12 protein-coding genes are annotated in these 17,467 nt (G+C 26.2%); 6 read left to right on the plus strand and 6 right to left on the minus strand.

Translation table 11 applies throughout. The annotated features are described in order from the left end of the window. The first annotated feature begins 166 nt into the window (after positions 1-166). Positions 167-955 (plus strand): hypothetical protein, encoded by a 789-nt coding sequence (locus QEJ31_RS10075; protein WP_280589794.1) that lies wholly within the window; start codon positions 167-169, stop codon positions 953-955. A 23-nt stretch (positions 956-978) separates the two neighbouring features. On the opposite strand, the gene QEJ31_RS10080 is transcribed toward QEJ31_RS10075, so the two are convergent. Then, positions 979-1,608, minus strand: coding sequence for a hypothetical protein (locus QEJ31_RS10080; RefSeq protein WP_280589795.1), 630 nt, complete (start codon positions 1,606-1,608; stop codon positions 979-981). Positions 1,609-1,821: 213 nt separating this feature from the next. On the opposite strand from QEJ31_RS10080, the gene QEJ31_RS10085 reads away from it, so the two are divergent. The 4 genes from QEJ31_RS10085 to QEJ31_RS10100 all read left to right on the plus strand — a co-directional run bounded on the left by QEJ31_RS10085 (position 1,822) and on the right by QEJ31_RS10100 (position 5,931). Further along, positions 1,822-3,030: a hypothetical protein gene (locus tag QEJ31_RS10085; RefSeq protein ID WP_280589797.1), complete on the plus strand. Its 1,209-nt coding sequence runs from the start codon at positions 1,822-1,824 to the stop codon at positions 3,028-3,030. 93 nt (positions 3,031-3,123) lie between these two features. Further along, a complete protein-coding gene (locus tag QEJ31_RS10090) occupies positions 3,124-3,633 on the plus strand; it encodes a hypothetical protein (protein WP_280589799.1) in 510 nt (169 codons plus the stop codon). Positions 3,634-3,826: 193 nt separating this feature from the next. Further along, complete coding sequence (gene rph, locus QEJ31_RS10095; RefSeq protein WP_280589801.1) at positions 3,827-4,552, plus strand: ribonuclease PH; 726 nt, start codon at positions 3,827-3,829, stop codon at positions 4,550-4,552. A gap of 8 nt (positions 4,553-4,560) precedes the next feature. Next, complete coding sequence (locus tag QEJ31_RS10100) at positions 4,561-5,931, plus strand: ATP-dependent 6-phosphofructokinase (protein WP_280589803.1); 1,371 nt, start codon at positions 4,561-4,563, stop codon at positions 5,929-5,931. 142 nt (positions 5,932-6,073) lie between these two features. Here QEJ31_RS10100 and QEJ31_RS10105 read toward each other — a convergent pair whose 3' ends face one another. The 4 genes from QEJ31_RS10105 to QEJ31_RS10120 are packed head-to-tail and all read right to left on the minus strand — an operon-like array spanning position 6,074 to position 13,514. Then, positions 6,074-6,379: a hypothetical protein gene (locus QEJ31_RS10105; RefSeq protein WP_280589805.1), complete on the minus strand. Its 306-nt coding sequence runs from the start codon at positions 6,377-6,379 to the stop codon at positions 6,074-6,076. Between the two features lie 36 nt (positions 6,380-6,415). Continuing rightward, entirely contained in the window at positions 6,416-8,860 is a 2,445-nt protein-coding gene (locus tag QEJ31_RS10110) for a TcdA/TcdB pore-forming domain-containing protein (protein ID WP_280589807.1), read from the minus strand. A 14-nt stretch (positions 8,861-8,874) separates the two neighbouring features. Continuing rightward, on the minus strand, positions 8,875-11,802 hold the full coding sequence (locus QEJ31_RS10115) for a TcdA/TcdB pore-forming domain-containing protein (protein ID WP_280589809.1): 2,928 nt from the start codon (positions 11,800-11,802) through the stop codon (positions 8,875-8,877). An 11-nt stretch (positions 11,803-11,813) separates the two neighbouring features. Beyond that, the gene (locus tag QEJ31_RS10120) at positions 11,814-13,514 is read right to left on the minus strand and encodes a deaminase domain-containing protein (protein ID WP_280589811.1); all 1,701 of its coding nucleotides are present in this window, start codon (positions 13,512-13,514) and stop codon (positions 11,814-11,816) included. A gap of 533 nt (positions 13,515-14,047) precedes the next feature. On the opposite strand from QEJ31_RS10120, the gene QEJ31_RS10125 reads away from it, so the two are divergent. Next, a complete protein-coding gene (locus QEJ31_RS10125; protein WP_280589812.1) occupies positions 14,048-16,096 on the plus strand; it encodes a HAMP domain-containing sensor histidine kinase in 2,049 nt (682 codons plus the stop codon). A gap of 1 nt (position 16,097) precedes the next feature. Here the strand turns inward: QEJ31_RS10125 and QEJ31_RS10130 are convergent, their stop codons facing one another. Further along, positions 16,098-17,456 (minus strand): TldD/PmbA family protein, encoded by a 1,359-nt coding sequence (locus tag QEJ31_RS10130; RefSeq protein ID WP_280589814.1) that lies wholly within the window; start codon positions 17,454-17,456, stop codon positions 16,098-16,100. Between the last annotated feature and the right edge of the window lie 11 nt (positions 17,457-17,467).

Genomic DNA, 17,467 nt, shown 5'->3' on the forward strand with positions numbered 1-17,467 from the left:
AAATTAGATTAAAATAATATTATTTTTATTGACTTTTAATAAATAATTTTGATATTAATTGTTCCTATTAAATTAACATAGTTAATTTAAAATAAGAATCTTTTTTAATTTAAATAAGTAACATGTATCTATAAAGTTTTATATTAAAATTTATCAGAGGATTGAAATGAAAAAAATATATAAATTAATCTGTAAAATGTCAATATTTTCAGCTATTTTAGCCCTCGTTTCTTGTACAAACAATTCTGGCAAAAAAAGTGAATCCAATAATAATCAAAATAAACCAGAGGAAAAACCTAATATAACCCATGATACAATGGAATCTTTGTTTTTGATTATCAAAAGTTCAGTTTTTGATTCAAAAGGTAAAATTGATACAATTACACCAATGGTTAAGGATATTTCAGGCGATGATGTTACGCTATATAGCTACACGGGTATAGTGTTTAGGTCAGAAACAAGAGACTATACAATTATAAAAGCAGACACAGGTTTCAAAAGTCAAAATAAATTAGATATCCCTTTGAACCTCCTTGAAGCACAAGGAATTGGGGCCAGTAAAGGAGCATCTGGAAGAAGTGGAGTTTCAACGGCGAAAAATTTATCTAAAGCAATAGGTTATTGTATTACTTCAGGTGGACCAATGTATGTTATAAATACTGCTAAAATTGGTGCTTTGAATACTGCTTATGACTTCGATAGTATTGTAGTTAAAAATTATCCATTTCATGTTCATGATTTTGCAAATGAAGTTAATGTTACATATATTCCTAAAGAAGCTATAATAGGCTGGTATCCAAACACATTTTGCACTAGAAATAATATACTAACCAAAACCGATGCTGAAATTGATGCGTATGTAAATTTACATTTTCATGGATCTAAAGAGCAGTTTGCTGAAGATGTCTATAGAAATAATAGTGAATTTATACAAAATCCTGATTATGTTTTTTAATATTTATATATTTATTATGAAATTTAATTTAATTCATTTTCTAACGTAAACTTAATAGATTTGACTTCATCTTTAGATAAGTTAAATCGATCTTTTGAATTTATTTCGTATTGATAAGCCTCTTTTTCAGCTAAATAAGTACCTATCATTAGATCTTCGCCAATTTTATTTTTACTTGATTTAGCAAATAATATAGCTGGTATTCTGCGAAGTGTATCTATATAATTAAATACTTCAATTTGCAGAAAAGATTGATTGCTATGAATTTCAATTTCATGAGCCAAGGTAGAACCTAAAATACTCCAACTATCAAAAGCCATATTTCCAATAAATACTTCACGATTTTTAGAAAAACTTTCACCAACTGTCAAACCTCTAAAGTTTAAATCAGATACTAGTTTAGGATAATTTGTATGTTCATTTTTATTAATAGAAAATAAAGACATAGCTAATTCAATATTTTCTTGAGTCATACTTGGTTTTTCATCTGGATAAATAACCTTAATTAAAGACATATTTTGTTGCAAAGATCTGTACTTTTCCTGCTCAAGAAAGCTAATAAAACTAAAATAAAAGAGAAAAAGTAAAAATATAGAAGGAATAAAGATATTAAAAATGCTTATATTACTAAAATTATTTGTTTTTTTATACATGTAAATACTCATTAAAAGAAAAGAAAAAATACTTATTAATTACATTAGAAAGATCTGTGCCAAGTTTTAAAAAAACATTAATTACATATAGTTATATTCAATAGTAATGAAAAAAAAGTCAGTAGAATTATTTTTTTGTAGAGAATATAGACAATATTCAACTTTTTCTGTGTAAATTTTAGACAGAATTTAAATCTATTAAAGGTGATAATTATGTTGATAAAAATTCTATTTTTTTTATTAATTGGAACGGTTTTTTTTACCAATTCAAAATCATATTCTTTAAATATTGAAAAATACGAAGAAATAATTGAAGAAACTTTGCAATTCTTATCTAGTGAAGATATTCATGAAAACAAAGAAAAAATAGAAATAAACTATAAACTTATTAAGGAAAAAGTCCAAAGTGATTTAAAAATTGGAAAAATTGATACTAATTTAAATGAATTTTTATTTATCCACGGTATTTTTTATAATGATCTTTTATCATTACAATCTGTTATTATGAATAGAGAAATTTCGCAGCTAGATGGTAAACTAAAAAAGCATTTAAATTTAGGTATCATTAAAAAATTGTCCTTGGCAATTCAAGAAAATAAAATTGCAAAGCAGACAAAAATACTAGTACAGAAAAATATTCAATGTTTTTATTATTTAAATGGCTATCTTGTTGAATTTGATAAATATTTTACAGTTCCGGCAGGAGTGCCATTCTACTTTGCAATAGATTGTCCTAGTAATATGTTCGAAATAAAAAAGGTAGTAACTTCAGAAACTCAGATAGAAACAAAAATTGAGTTTAAAAATCTACAAAAAAAACATGAATTTCCAACTACAATGCCTAATCCATTTCAAGCTTTTCATGATTATGATGATGATAATTTAACTGAAGATGAAAATCATATTAAATATTCCTTAGGTCTAGGATATTTAAATGATTTTGGCAGGTTGAAAGAATTAGGAGTAAGGAGTTTCAATTTATCAGAAGGTAAAATTCTGCTTCTGAATACCAAAGTAACATATAAAAACTTATTTGTTACTCTTAACTATGCCCCTATAAAATTAAATAGTGAAAAAAAATATGAATTTACAAATAGTTATACTAATGAAAAGACAGAAAAAAATGCAAAATTTACAGTAACAGGAAATTATTTTGATATTGGGATTGGTTATATTTTTCAACTATTAGAAATTAAAGATAAAATTGCCCTTGAAACAGCATTTACTTCTCAGCTAGCAATTTTGCAAAATGAATATTCTTCAATAAATTTATATGGTTTTGGCTTACAGTTTAATTTTGGTCCTGTTATCTATATTAATGAACATTTCTTCTTAGATATTAAAACTGGAATAAATTATTTTTCTGGAGAAATCTATGGATTTCAAATACCTACAAATTTTAGTGTTGGATTAAAATTTTAAACATTGATTTTTGATTAAAATAATATTAATTTTTAACTTCTATTTTCAATATTATTGTTAGTATTGATCTCTATTTATTTTTTTTAGGTAGTTATGATTAAAAATATTTTTTATTCTTTATTCTTGATAACTCTTATTTTATCTTGCGGAAAAACTGAAGAAAGTTCTGATGATGTTAAAAAGGAACAAGTTTTAGTGGATACAGAATTTAAATATTATGTTGAAAATGTAAAAGAAAAACTTAGAAAATATAGTGTAAGCGAAAATAAAATTAGCAAAATAGATGATGTTACTATCGAATTTGGTGATATTCATAGAAAAAATGGAAAAGAAAAAGTAGCAGGATTTTGTGTTGTAAAATATACGAAAAAAATTGTTTATTCCCAACGAATTACGATAGATATTTCTCAATGGCATTCTTTTAGCAGCAAATATAAAACAGAAATAATAGCCCATGAGTTAGGACATTGTGCATGGGGTTTGAAACATGATCATACTGAAGATCAAATTATGAGTGAAATATTAACAAATATAACAGAGCCAAAATGGCATATTTTTGCTGAACAAATTATTAAATCATCTGATAATATCAGAAATATTTAATTTCCTCTATCTAAGCTTCCCGATCTAAATATTTAAGCCACTAAAATCATTGCTCTAAAAAAAATAAACTACTTTTTTAGAGCTCTAAAAAACTTTTTATAAGTTATTCTTTCCATATTTTAATAAATTTTTTAAGGTGTATCTTTCTAAGGGCTTTCAGCTTGGGCTCTCATTCAAATATAGAGGTAAAAACATGTCAATATTACGTTTTCAAGGTCGTTCACCTTCTCAACCTAGAGCTATCAAAATTACACCAAAATACTTAAAAAATCCTATTGGTTCTGTATTGGTAGAATATGGAGAAACGAAGGTTTTGTGCTCTGCAACTGTGGAAGAAACCGTTCCAAACTGGATGCGAGGAACTCGGGGGCAAGGTTGGATAACTGCTGAATATGCTCTGTTACCAGCTTCTACCCTAGATCGTACAAAAAGAGAAAGACAGTATTTGTCAGGAAGAACACAAGAAATACAAAGACTAATTGGAAGATCTTTGCGCTCAATAGTGGATTTAAAACAACTAGGCGAGCGTACTATTATAATCGATTGTGATGTTCTGCATGCTGATGGAGGGACTAGAACTGCCGCTATAACGGGTGGATATGTTGCTCTAAAACTGGCTATTGAAGCTCTTATTAAACAAAACAAAATAAGAAATAATAATAATCCTTTGAAAGATGCTGTGGCTGCAATTTCTTTAGGTGTTTTTGAAGATCAAATTTTTGTCGATCTAGATTACCAAGAAGATTTAAAAGCAGATGTCGATCTTAATGTGGTTATGACTGCCACAGGACAATTATTGGAGGTTCAAGGAACTGCAGAAAAACGTCCATTTACTCGTGAACAGTTAAATAAGATGTTAGATCTAGCTTCAGATGCTTTAAAAGAAGTATTTGATGAACAAAATGCTGCATTTGCTTGAGGTTATTTATGAATAAGGGCATAGAAATTAAACCAGAAACTTTTCAAGTCGAAAGCTTAATACCAGCTTTTGGACAAGCTAATGTTTCGTCACCACTAAAAGGTTCCTTTCAGACTGAAAATTTTATTGATGATGGGAAAGATAGAATTTTGGTTGATATTTCTTTAGAAGGATTGCTTAAAGCATCTCGCCCTGATAATGGAAAAATTTTGTTTCAACCCCCCACTTTTGAACTTGCAGGTCCAAGAGAAAAAATATTTTGGAATCCTGAGAATTTAAAAGTCGCGATTGTGACTTGTGGGGGATTAGCGCCAGGTTTAAACAATGTCATACAAAATTTAGTTACATTTTTGTTTGAAAGGTATCGGGTAAAAAATATCTATGGAGTTCCTTATGGATACCAAGGTTTTACACATGATCCTTTAACAAAAAGATTTGCTTTTGGTTGGAGACGACTAGATGCTCTTTCCGTTCAAAATATTGATTTTGAAGGAGGGAGTGTTTTAGGAACTGGTAGAGGGCATTCAAACCCTGTATCTATTGTTGATGCATTAATGCTGCGAGACATTAATATATTATTTACAATTGGTGGTGATGGCACTCTAGCTGGTGCAAATGCAATTCATGAAGAAATAAAAAGAAGAAAAGTTCCTATTGCATTAATTGGTATTCCTAAAACGATAGACAATGACGTTCTTTGGGTAAGCAAAACGTTTGGGTTTGAATCTGCTGTAGGAAAAGCTGTGGAAGCATTACGTTGCGCTCAGACAGAGGCTCGATCCGCTTTTCATGGAATTGGTTTGGTAAAAATTATGGGGCGTAATTGCGGTGCATTAACCGCAACAGCGGCTGTTGCAATGAACGACATAGATTTTGTGCTTGTGCCAGAAGTTCCTATCGTACTCGAAGGGCAAAATGGACTATTAAATGCTATAGTTAGAAGAGTTATAGAAAAAGGATATATTACGATTGCAGTAGCTGAAGGAGCTGGGCAAGATCTATTTCCTCCTTCTGAAATACAAAAAGATCTTAGTGGAAATATTAAATTAAAAGATATCGGAAAGTTTTTGCAACAAAAAATAACTGAAGAATTTAAAACAAGAAATATAGAAACTACTTTGAAGTATATTGATCCCAGTTACATGTTACGTTCTCAAACCACTTCAGCAGATGATTCTGTATTTTGTGCTAAATTAGGACAAAATGCTGTACATGCTGCTATGGCAGGAAAAACCGGTTGTATGATTGGTTATGCTTTCGAGCACTTTACGCATGTTCCGCTCACAGCTGTTACATTAGGTAAAAAGCACTTAGATATTAATGAGCCTCTTTGGCTTTCAGTTTTGGCATCTACAGGTCAGCCTGCGCAGTGGAGATAAAGTAATTTTACATTATTTACCTTAATTAAATTTATAAAACTGCTTATTTATTCTATCCGGCTCCGTATCAAAACAATAAATTTTTCAACTATAAAAAAATATTTACTTTATTGGAACAATTCTTAATTTAATTAAAAAACTATTAAAGACAAATATTGTTACCCTTAGGGAAAATATAAATTGTGTAAGTAGCTGTTTCGGAGCATGTATATTGACTAGAAGAATAGATGCTAACATTTGTTGCCACCCAATTCTGACAAGAATTTAAAGAGCAAAAGCCACCTGCAGAGCCTTGGTTGTAACCTAAAGTATTTATGCAACTTGAATTGTTTTGACATGACCAACTAGCAAAATACCTAGGCTCATAATTATAGTCATTGCCTTTATAACAACTAGATAGAGTTAAGATGAAATCAAAAATCAATATAATATAAATTTTTCTTAACACTTCTATTCCCCTAAACTCTATAAAGATATGATTATATTATTCTTTAGCAAAAAATGTTTCTGATTGCGATAGGTACCAGCCTAATAATTTATTTTCATTGCCAAAAGTCAATACATTTTCATTAAATCGATATTTTTTATTTTTAGCAATTTCTTTTAAATCATCGAATTTAATTTTAGATTCATTAAAAGAGAAAATTTTTATATTACTATTATCATTTATACATAATACAACTTCAGAATCCGTAATAAAATATAACTTATCTTTATCAAATTTGAAATTTAAAATATTTGCTTCAATCAATTCTAGTGTATTTGTACTTTCAGAAATGTAATATAAATCTCTTACCAATGGGTTATATAAAAATATACCATTCTTATTTTTTCCAATAATTATTAAATCATTTTTATTAATTCTATTTGGATTTAATGGATTAATAAAAATATTATTTTTTGTATCAAACCAAGCTTTATTGTTTCGAGTTAAATAATTTTCAATCTCAACAAAACTTACCTTTTGGTCATTTCTATTTAAAATATCACTTAAAAAATTTTCAATATTAGAGATGTTTTGTTTACTAAAATCGTAACTAGAAATTAAGTTTTTTCCTATATTTTCATCAAATATTTTATACACACCATTTTTTTGCTTTACTACAATTTCTTTTGGTTTACTACCTGGTACAAAATGCAGGAGTTTATTCCCAATAAAAATTGTATTTCCAAAGAAAGTTGTCTCACCTAGAATATCAGTTGCATCGATAAACCATTTGTCGTTACTATTCGCCTCAAATTGATATTCCGCATAATTAGAAATTTTTAAATAGTAATCACCACCATTGCCTTTAAATTTATATTGAATTTTATTCGCTAGATCGTATGGTATTTTGGGAACTACAAGAATATTTTTAGTAGGGCTTAATGTAACATCTATTTCTGTTGGAATATAGCGAATATCAAAATCATTTACTACATGCTGATAAAACTTCCAATTAAAAAATTCATAGATAAATTTAAATTTATTTGAACGTTGAATATTCCGAAGTTTTTCTAAGCTTGGAGAATTAATATGGTGAATACCAGGAACTGCTGCATAAGAATATTCAACATAGGCTTCTGGCATAGTAGGTAATAAAATTGGTTTTGAGTTGCTGTATGATAATTCTTTCGATGAATCAAAATTAAATGCTGAAAGCAAAGAAAAAGTTTTTTCTTTATTACTTGAAATTGAAGGAGAATCGGTTAGTCTCGGAAGTGAATAAAATACTCCGCCATACTCTTCCCAATTTTCTGTTTCATAAACAAAATAATCTCCAAAATTAATTTTTATTTTACTAGAATCGGATAAATCTATCTTTTTTATTGGGACATGTTGAACAGGATATTTTTTTTCTCCTGATATTATAATTGGGCTACGGTGAACTAAGTTGTTGGAATAAAAATTAGCATAAGAAAATTCAATATATTTTTGATAAATATTGTTTTTTCCAAATTCTTGATAACTATTGTAAAAATTAATTATTTTCTCACTATTAGTTTTTACACTTTCAATTGTGTTGACACTGTCAGAATTAATTAATTCATAGTAAACATCGATATCTTTTATATCATCTAGCATGCTATCAATTGATGATGAAATTGTTTTTTCGTTACTGAAAAAAGAGTTTTTAATATTAGTAATATTTTTTGAGTGATCATAAAAAAACTGAGAAAAATTTACATTCGTTGTTTTTTCTATTCTATCAGCATAAAAATCATTGAAATCAAAATTTATGAATTCTATATTAAGTAAGTTCTTTTCTAAAAATTCCGTAAAATTTTTGGTAAATGTTTCTAATTCATCTGGAATAATAGTTAAATTTTTTCCTAACTGAATTATTAGGTTTTTTTTATCAACGACATCAAAATCTACCAGACTAAATCCAGCTAAAAAATGTGCGAATAAGTATTTGTTTAAGTTTGAATTATTAGTATTTTTAAATTCATTAACAATTTGATTAATAATATAAATAGATTCAAAGTCCGAACTTTTTACTTTTTGTTTAAATTCATAGTCAGAGTAATATATAAAATATTTATTTATATTTCTAATATTAGTTTGAATGACGCTTAGCAATTGAATAAATGAATTTAAATCTTCGTCAGCATCAATATTAATATCAATTGTAATAAATTGTTCAGTGCTGATTAAGGTTAATTTTCTCTCATCATTTTCAATAAGAATAGGAAAAAGATCGGTTTCAATTTTGTATTTATTAACTAATTTTGTATATGTTTTTAAAAAATCAGTAGCAATGCTTTTTGATAACAATTTTAAATCATAATATTCTTTTGATAATTCTTCATTTTTGAATTGCTTATTTTCATGAATATAATTTTTAATTACATTTTCTTTATTTTCGTTTTTATCTGTTTTTTTACTGCAATAAACGTTAAAAAGTGCCACAGATGTAAGGAGAAATGCTTTAATAGAGTTATTCATTTGTTTTATCCTTTTTAGCCTATTTTATTTTTAAAAAAATCAGAAATTTTTTGTAAAAATGTTGGTTCATTTTTAAGATCTTTACTCATAAAAGAGTCACTATTTTTTAAATACCATCCGGTAAAAATATCATTATCATTAAAAATAAGAATTTCGTCGCTCAAATTTAAATTGTATTCAGCGGCTATATCCTTAATAATTTGAGGGTTATTCTCCGCTGCTTTGATAGAAATTAAATGTTTAATATTTTCTTTAACTGCAATTCCTATGTTTTCCTTTGTTTTATAATATAAATTATTATTTTCAAAATAAAATTCATTAATTTCATCATCAACAAGATCTAACGGATTATTATGAATAAGAGCATTTTCTTCATAGGGCATTGAATATAATTCTTTTCTCACTGGGTTATAGAAATAGTAATATTTAGTTGATTTCCCAACAATTACTAAATTTTGATTTAATCTGGTATACCTAGTGTATTTTCTTATTCCATTTTCCACAGGATTTGGTGCAATTATTTTATTATTATCAATTTCAAACCATGCTTTTTTATCTTTTACTTTATCGTAATTATCAATTTCAATGTAACCAGAAGGTTGAATTTGATAATTGATATTCTCTTTTATAACCTGTTTAATATCATTATTGTAATTATAATCAATGATCATGAGTTTAAATGTATTTGTATTTTGATCAAATTTTCTATATACACCATCGTGAGTTAAAACAATTAATTCTTTTGGAAATTTTTTATCTATAAATTTGATTGAAGTTTTCCCTATTTTTAGCTCATTTTCTAATAAACTAATATTTTTTTCTGTATCTTGGGCGTCTATAAACCATTTTTCCGTTTGACTTGAATTTATACTGTAATTCGAATCATTCGATATTTTTAAATAATAACTACCATTGCCGCTAATAAAATTATAATGAATTTTATTTTTCCAATCTTGCGGATAAATAGGTGAGAAAAATGAATAATCACTATCGCCAAGAAGGAGTTGAACAGTCGTTGGTTGAAAATCAAATTTCATAGAACGAATAGCATACTCTATTGGATGTGGATTAAAGAAAGTTAGCATAAATTTGAAATTTTTTTCTTGAATCTCTTGTAGAGCACTGAATTCTGATTTTCCAGTTTTACTTATAATAAATGGTGTATAATCAAATGTGTATGATATATATGATTCAGGTACCATTGGTAGAATAATAGGTGCATTTTCTATAAAAGGTATTTCTTTTTGCGAATCAAAAGAATATGCTTCATTTAAGGAAATAACTCGCTGTTTATCATTTGAAGAAGTTGGCTTGTCATCAAATGGATGTAAATTAGGAGAGTTATAAAAAGTCCCACCATACTCTTTCCACCTAGTTGTTTCATAAAGATAGTGTGTACCATAGGTAATTTTTACTTTATTTTTTTCTCTCAAATTTAATTCTTTAATTACTATATCATGATTTTTTGCGTTTTGTTTTAAATGTCCATTTTCATCCTCAATAAAGTGGTAGTCTTTATAGGCAAAATTATTAATAGGTTTTATTTCAATGTGTGAGTTAAATGTGGTTCTAAAATCAGTAAAAGTGCCTACTGTATGAAAATCTTTTTTATAGTGATTAAAACGATCGGCTATTTCAGCGGTTTGGGAAATAGCTTTTGCAGAAGCTTCTGCAAAACCTGTGAAACCAATTGCTAATCCTGCAAATGGAACAGCTAAAGCCCCAATAGCTGATGAAGCCGTTAAAGCCCCTGTTTTATACAGAATTAAATTTGATACACCCATTAACAAACCAGTAGAGTCAAAGAAAACCTGAGTACCATATTGAATTTGATCTGCTGTTGTTTCTGCTTTAATTAACTCTGTAAAACTTAATCCAACACTTACTACATTTAAAACTGAACTAGCTACTGATGAAATATTGCTAATTTTAGTCATTAATTTAGAAGCATTTATTTTCTGTTTAGTAAAAGCTTTGATTAATTCTGCCGTTTGAATAGTATCGCTTACTACTTGTTCACCTAAACTTGCTAAATTTACATAAGTATGAGCTTTTAAATATTCACTCATATTCTTGTTAAATTCAAATTTACTATCAATGCTACTTTTTTCAAATAAATCAAATAATGTTTGAATGACTAAGGCAGCCGTTAATCCTTGTGTTCCATGCACATTCAATAAATGAATATCATAATTATTATCAATGCTTCGAAATTGTTTTAAACGTGTATAATTTTCGGCTAAGTATTGTTTAAATTTGGAAATATTTTTAATTTCTTCATTGTCAGAAATTGAAATAGATTTTACTTCATAACTTTTTTTATTCATGAAGGAAATAGTTTTATTTGACTCATGAAAATCTTCTAGAAGGGGGAAAAAATCAGATGAAATATTATTTTTCTTTGCTAGGCTACTCACTGTATCCGAAAATTTCCTTGCAATAAAAGTAGTTTCATATATCGCAAAATATTTTTCAAATGAATAGTCATGTCTATTTAGATTTTCAAATGAAGGTTGATTGCTGAAATTTAAAAACGTATCTTTATTGTGCAAAAATTTTATATTATCATATATTTCTTGTTTGTACTTTATAAAATTTAAGTGTTTTTCTTCACCAAGATTTTTAATTTCTTGCAAATATTTTCGATAAATTTCTTCTAATTTATTTAACAATTTATGAGAGTTGTAAATATTTTCATCTTTTTTTATAAAATACCAATCAATTGCTTCATCTAAATCATCATATTCTGCACTGGTGATAATACTTTTTAGAGATTCTTTAATACTGTCAATATTTTCGTTTAATTCAATATTGGAACATGAACTGAAATTTGTAATTGCTGAAGTTTTATTATCCGCTGAATTTTTATTTTCTTTGCAACTTGCAAATAGAACTATACTTGCTAATATACTGGTATTAATTGTTAAATTTTTTGAAAACATTTTTTTTCCTTTTAGTTGTATAATTCTTTCATATTTTTTGGATGTATTTGTAGTATATCTACTTTTATTTCTGGTCTTAATCTATTAAAATAATGAAAAGCATTCGTGCATGATAGACAAACTGGTAATGAGGAATATATTGTTAATTTACCTTCTGTATTTATTCCTGTTTTTTCTGTTTTATTTAGTAAAGTTTCAAGAATTTTAATTTCAGCATCTGCTTCTCTTTGGTTGGTATTTATTTCTCTAAGTGATGAATCAATTAATTGATCTTTTTCAAGATTTGATTGCAGACTATTTACTTCATTTAAAAAGAAATTATTTTTATCTTCTACTTTAAAAGCAGGAAGTTTTGTATTTTCATTTGTATAATTTGCAAAATATTGTTTTGAATTTTCATTGTTTTTAAAAGTTATGTTAGAGCCACTAACTGTAAAATATTCATTTGGAATTTCTCCAATCAATGTGCTTGAGTTTGTACTTAGTTCTAAAACAGCGTAGGAAACAGTTCTTATTTTTGTTTTATTTAAGGGATTTAACTCGCTAAGAAATTTTTTTCTTGATTCTTCAACTAAATGTTTTTCTTTAAAAGTTGTTTCTAGTGGATTTTTTATTTTTACTTTAATTTTATCAAAAGCTGCTTTAAATGTATCAAAATGTCTTTTTCCTGGAGTTGTGTCTGTTAAAATATTTCTTGGCTCAATAAATGAATTTGGTTTGTCAAATTTTACTTGGAAAATTGCGCTTTTATTATTTTGAGCGTCTTCTTTTTTAATGAGTAAAGAATTATAAAGATTATACTGCTTTTTTGCCTCTTTTAATTCAATAGAAATAATATCTACGGGATGAATTTCTCCTGCTGAAATTTTATACTTTTTAATATTGTAGTTTAGAATTTGTCCATCTTGTTCTAATTTGTAGGAACTAGTTTGTTTGTTATGAAACCATGAATTTACTTCTGAAGCAATTGTTGGTACTAAAACATGTAAATAGTATACAGAATCAGCTCCTGTGAATTTAGTTAAAGCATCATTAATTGAAAATAAATTTGCTCCTTTGGTATCGCTTTTTACTGGAATAAATTCGCTCTGTTTGCTTATAAAAGTATACAATTCATTATTATTAGCTGTATTTTCAATTATGGCATAATTTGTATTGAAGTGAGTTTTTTCTAAAACAAGATCTGTATTAGAACTTAAATAAATTTTAGATTTTATATTATATTGTTTCGTATTTTTATAAAAATTTTGTAAATATTCATTTGTTTTATTCATTCCAAGTCTATGATTATAAGTGTAAATATTTAAAATATATTGTTCATTTTTTTGTAGAGTTTCTTTTGATATTCTATTTATAATTTTTAAGTCAGGGTCTTCTCTTCTCATTTCATTAATGTAAACTTCATTAAAGGCAGAATTTTTTACATTATTAAAACCATCTTCTGAATGTACGGCATAAAATTTTTTAACTTGTTTTTTACTTACATTTATTAATTCAGCATAGGAAGCGCCAATTATATTTTTATTTTTAGCATGATTTTTAATTTTATCTAACGCAACTTTGTATCCTCTATAAGCTTCAGATTCATTAGATAAAGGTATTTGTTTAATAGTTGGAATTTGTTTTTCTGTTATTTGACATTGCATAGGCAATGCTTGCTGCTGGAAAATAAAACCTAAAGGGATGTAATAAATAGCTATATTTTTTTTCACTTATTGAATCCTTGATATTATTGAAAAATATAAAAAATTAATAAATTTATATAATAAAATTAATTAATTAAATAAATTTACAAAAAGGATTCTATGAGTAACAAAATTTAATAGCATGCAAAAATAATATATAAGTAAAATTTTTACTAAATAGAAATAATATTATTAATTAAATTAAATGTATAGAAAATATTTTCGCAAGCATTAATAAAAATTATATAATTATTTAAAATTATAAAAAATTTTAATTTAGTAAATTTTATCTTTTAATTTAAATAAGTTATCTTAGAGTTTACTAATCTTTAGTTTTTCTGAAACTTAAAAATATTTTTGAGCAAACATCTTTTAAACGAATGGGAAATTTTTTCTGACAAAAAAGTCAAAATAGCTTTTAACTATGAATATTATTACATAATTTTTTTGGGAATTAATATAAAGTAATAGATATAACATTTAAATTTAGGATAGAAAGCTAAAATAATTAAAGAAACTAAGTTCTGTTAAGTTAAAATGTCTGAGGTACAATTGCCCGAATGCTGCATTCAAAAAGATCTTTAAAAGCATATTATTTTTTTATTCTTTTTTTATCATTAGTTTTACCCTTCCTTTTTTCAATTGGAATCTTGTCATTTTTAGTAATAAACTCAAATAAAAGAATAGACTTAGCTAATAAACAATTAAAAAGAAGTATTGAATTAGAACTAGTTGATTCGTTATACAAGTATCAAAATACAATTCAATCAATACTTCAATCGGAGGAATTAAAGTTTCTCTTAAATTCTACAATAGATAATGAAAGTAATTATCGAAAAAAACTAAGTGAACTTATTCTTTTAAAAACTTCAGAATTAGATTTTAAAAGAAGTGACTGGAATATATTTAATTCAAGAGGAAAACTGGTATATTCTAGTAAAAAAAATGAACGTTTTATTGAAAAAATTAATGATTTAATTCTAAAAGATAATGGATATTTATTTTTAGATAACAAAAAACAAACAATAAATTTTATTATTCCTATTAATTACTATATCCAAAAAAATAGTATCAAAAATAATGGTTTTGTATTTGTTGATATATCAATTGAAGAAATAAAAAGTAAATTTCCAGAGATAATAAATATTCATAAAATTGGCAATGAAATTGATATTAGTAATTTAAGTATTGAGACGAATTTGTCATATCAAAAAAGAACTAGTAATTTAATATTATACATATACTCTTGCATAATTTTGTTGTTTATTATAGTTTGTAGTTTATTTGGATATAAAATATTTAAGAAAAATATTATAAATAAAATTTTGTCATTAAAAATTAGAATCAGAAATGAAATTGATAAGAACTATAACAGCGATGTAAAAAATGAATTAGAATCTCTTTCACTGATTTTTGACTACTATTTAAGATATTCAAAATTTTTACAAAACCACTTACTTCTTAATTCAAAACTTTCTGCAGCAGGAAATTTAGCTCATTTTATAGCACATGATTTAAGAAAACCATTTTCAAAATTAAGATATTTTGTTGGTGAAGTTAAAAATTTTTCTAGTTTAATAAAATTAAGAAACTTTATAAATGAATTTGAAGTTTCACTTCTTGATTCAATAGACTATGTAGACCACTTTTTGAATGAAATTATGGAGGCTTCAATAGAAAAAGTTGAAAATGTTCAACTTGTTCCAATAGAAGATATTATTTTAGGAGCATTGTCGCAAATATCTTTTGGTAATAGAGAAGTAAACATTAATTTTCAATATAAAACTGATGATAATTTAGTTCTCCAAGTATCCAGACAAAGAATTATAAGGGTTTTTATTAATTTATTGAGTAATGCTTATGAAGCAATGAACTACAATGGAAATATTTGGATACTTAGTAAAGAAAAAGTATTTAATGAAAAGCTTTTTCTTGAGATAAGCATAGGTAATAGTAATTCACTTATTCCTGCTAATTTGATTGATAAAATATTTGAACCATTTTTCACACTGAATAAAAAAAATGGAACAGGATTAGGTTTAGCAATAGTGCAAAAAATAATTAATTTGCATGGAGGAAATATTAAATGTTTTAACATTCCTAATAAAGGGGTAGAATTTGTTTTTTATTTACCTGCAGAAAAAATGCACTACAGTAGTAATACTTTTCATTTACCAAATAGTTTTAAATTAGAAAGTAGTAAATATCAAAATCTTCAATTTGATTCTGATTTTGAGATGAAAAAAAGTATAATTATTTTAGATGATGATCCATTAATTATTAGAAGTTGGAAAAGATCTTTGAAAAATGTAAATACTATTTCTTTTCTTTATCCAGAAGAGTTATTAGAATATTTTTATAAGCACCCAAAAATGTTTAGCGATGAAATTGATTTTATAATTTCTGATTACTATTTTGGAAATAATTCTAATTTAAGTTTTAAAGATTTTGTATCTGATTTAAGAAATTTGTTTCAAGGTATAATTTTTTTGTCCACCGATAGTGAGAATATTGAAACAGCTTTGTTAGATAAATATCAAATAGTAAAGATTGAAAAAAAGATATATGGTTATGATCAATTGGTAGCAATTAAGAAAAAATTAAAGTGAATTAACTATTTCCGGTTATTGATAATTCTTTAATCCAAATGTTCGGTGATATACCTTTATGTGTTACTGTTTCATTGTCATCAATGTAAATAATATTATTTAAAAGAGATAAAAAATCTCCGGCAACAGTTGCAGATTCAATACTCACTTTTTTTTCATTATTTAATAAAAAACCATCAAATGGTAATGAAAATGAGCCTTGTAAAGCATTTACACCAGCATGTAGAGCTTTAACATTTTCTATATAAATTACATTATTTTCTTGGCTTAATGAAGAATATTGAGCAGAATTTATATTATTATTTTTACTGACGTGCAAAAAATAAGGAGAAATTGTAAGTTTTGATCCTAAATGGCAATGTCCAGTTGATTTAGTATTAAACTTTTGCGCAGTAAAACTACTGTGTAAGAAAGTTACAAGTTTTCCTTCTTGAATAATGTTGATATTGTTTGTTATTGTACCTTCTTCATCAAAGTAACAAGGATCAGGATTTGCTGAATGCAGTGGTGAATCTGATAAATTTAAAATACTTGCAGCAATTTGAGAATTTAAATTTTCAATTGTTAGTAAGCTTTTTTTATCCAAAATATTTTGTGCATTCATGAAATTACTAAATGCATATAATAAGTCTAAAAAGGCTTCTGGAGAAAAAATAGTTTTGTATTTACCAGACTTAATATTTGTATAATTTAAATGATTTTCAGTTTTTTTAATAGCCTTTTCAGCACAATCTAAAACATTTAAATTTTGAAATCCTTTCGAAATAGAAACATGTCCTGCTTCTCGGGCAATTTTATTAGGTTCTTGGGCTAATGGATAAAAATAGCAATATGCTACGTTACTATCAGCTACCTTAATGGCACCTAAGCTATTAAAGTAAAATCTTTTCGAATATGAATCTGCAACTTTATTATATGGGACACTTTTGAAAATAGACGAATGATCAAGAATTTTAGTTTCAGCCTCGATACTTTTTTCAACTAAATCATGCATTGTAACTTTATTTTCAAGATCATTTATAACTTGAATATTTTTAGAAGTGTTTTGGCTATTTTCGCTAAAATCATAAATATTTTCTGTTGAACCATATTCTGCGCTGGAGTGAGCTAAAATAAGAGCATCGGTTAGTCCGGCATATGTAAGATTTGAAGTACTTGTTACACCTGCTTGTTGTTTATCATTCCAAACACGAACAAGTAAATAAGATTTACTTGAAGAATTTAATCCAAATGGTTTTTTATTTTTTGCACTTGCCGAGCTTTCTTCCTTCGCTGAACCAAAAACATCATATTTTTTAATTCCCAAAGATCTAGCAATGGAATCGATATCTAATTTTATTTGTTCGATATTTAATGACATAATTGAATCCT

This window comes from Pigmentibacter sp. JX0631 (genome assembly GCF_029873255.1).
GTDB lineage: Bacteria > Bdellovibrionota_B > Oligoflexia > Silvanigrellales > Silvanigrellaceae > Silvanigrella.

Bases quoted from the DNA above. Each gene is read 5' to 3' on its own strand.
- QEJ31_RS10075 (WP_280589794.1), top strand. From the start codon at position 167: ATGAAAAAAATATATAAATTAATCTGTAAAATGTCAATATTTTCAGCT.
- QEJ31_RS10080 (WP_280589795.1), bottom strand. From the start codon at position 1,608: ATGTATAAAAAAACAAATAATTTTAGTAATATAAGCATTTTTAATATC.
- QEJ31_RS10085 (WP_280589797.1), top strand. From the start codon at position 1,822: ATGTTGATAAAAATTCTATTTTTTTTATTAATTGGAACGGTTTTTTTT.
- QEJ31_RS10090 (WP_280589799.1), top strand. From the start codon at position 3,124: ATGATTAAAAATATTTTTTATTCTTTATTCTTGATAACTCTTATTTTA.
- rph (WP_280589801.1), top strand. From the start codon at position 3,827: ATGTCAATATTACGTTTTCAAGGTCGTTCACCTTCTCAACCTAGAGCT.
- QEJ31_RS10100 (WP_280589803.1), top strand. From the start codon at position 4,561: ATGAATAAGGGCATAGAAATTAAACCAGAAACTTTTCAAGTCGAAAGC.
- QEJ31_RS10110 (WP_280589807.1), bottom strand. From the start codon at position 8,860: ATGAATAACTCTATTAAAGCATTTCTCCTTACATCTGTGGCACTTTTT.
- QEJ31_RS10115 (WP_280589809.1), bottom strand. From the start codon at position 11,802: ATGTTTTCAAAAAATTTAACAATTAATACCAGTATATTAGCAAGTATA.
- QEJ31_RS10125 (WP_280589812.1), top strand. From the start codon at position 14,048: ATGCTGCATTCAAAAAGATCTTTAAAAGCATATTATTTTTTTATTCTT.
- QEJ31_RS10130 (WP_280589814.1), bottom strand. From the start codon at position 17,456: ATGTCATTAAATATCGAACAAATAAAATTAGATATCGATTCCATTGCT.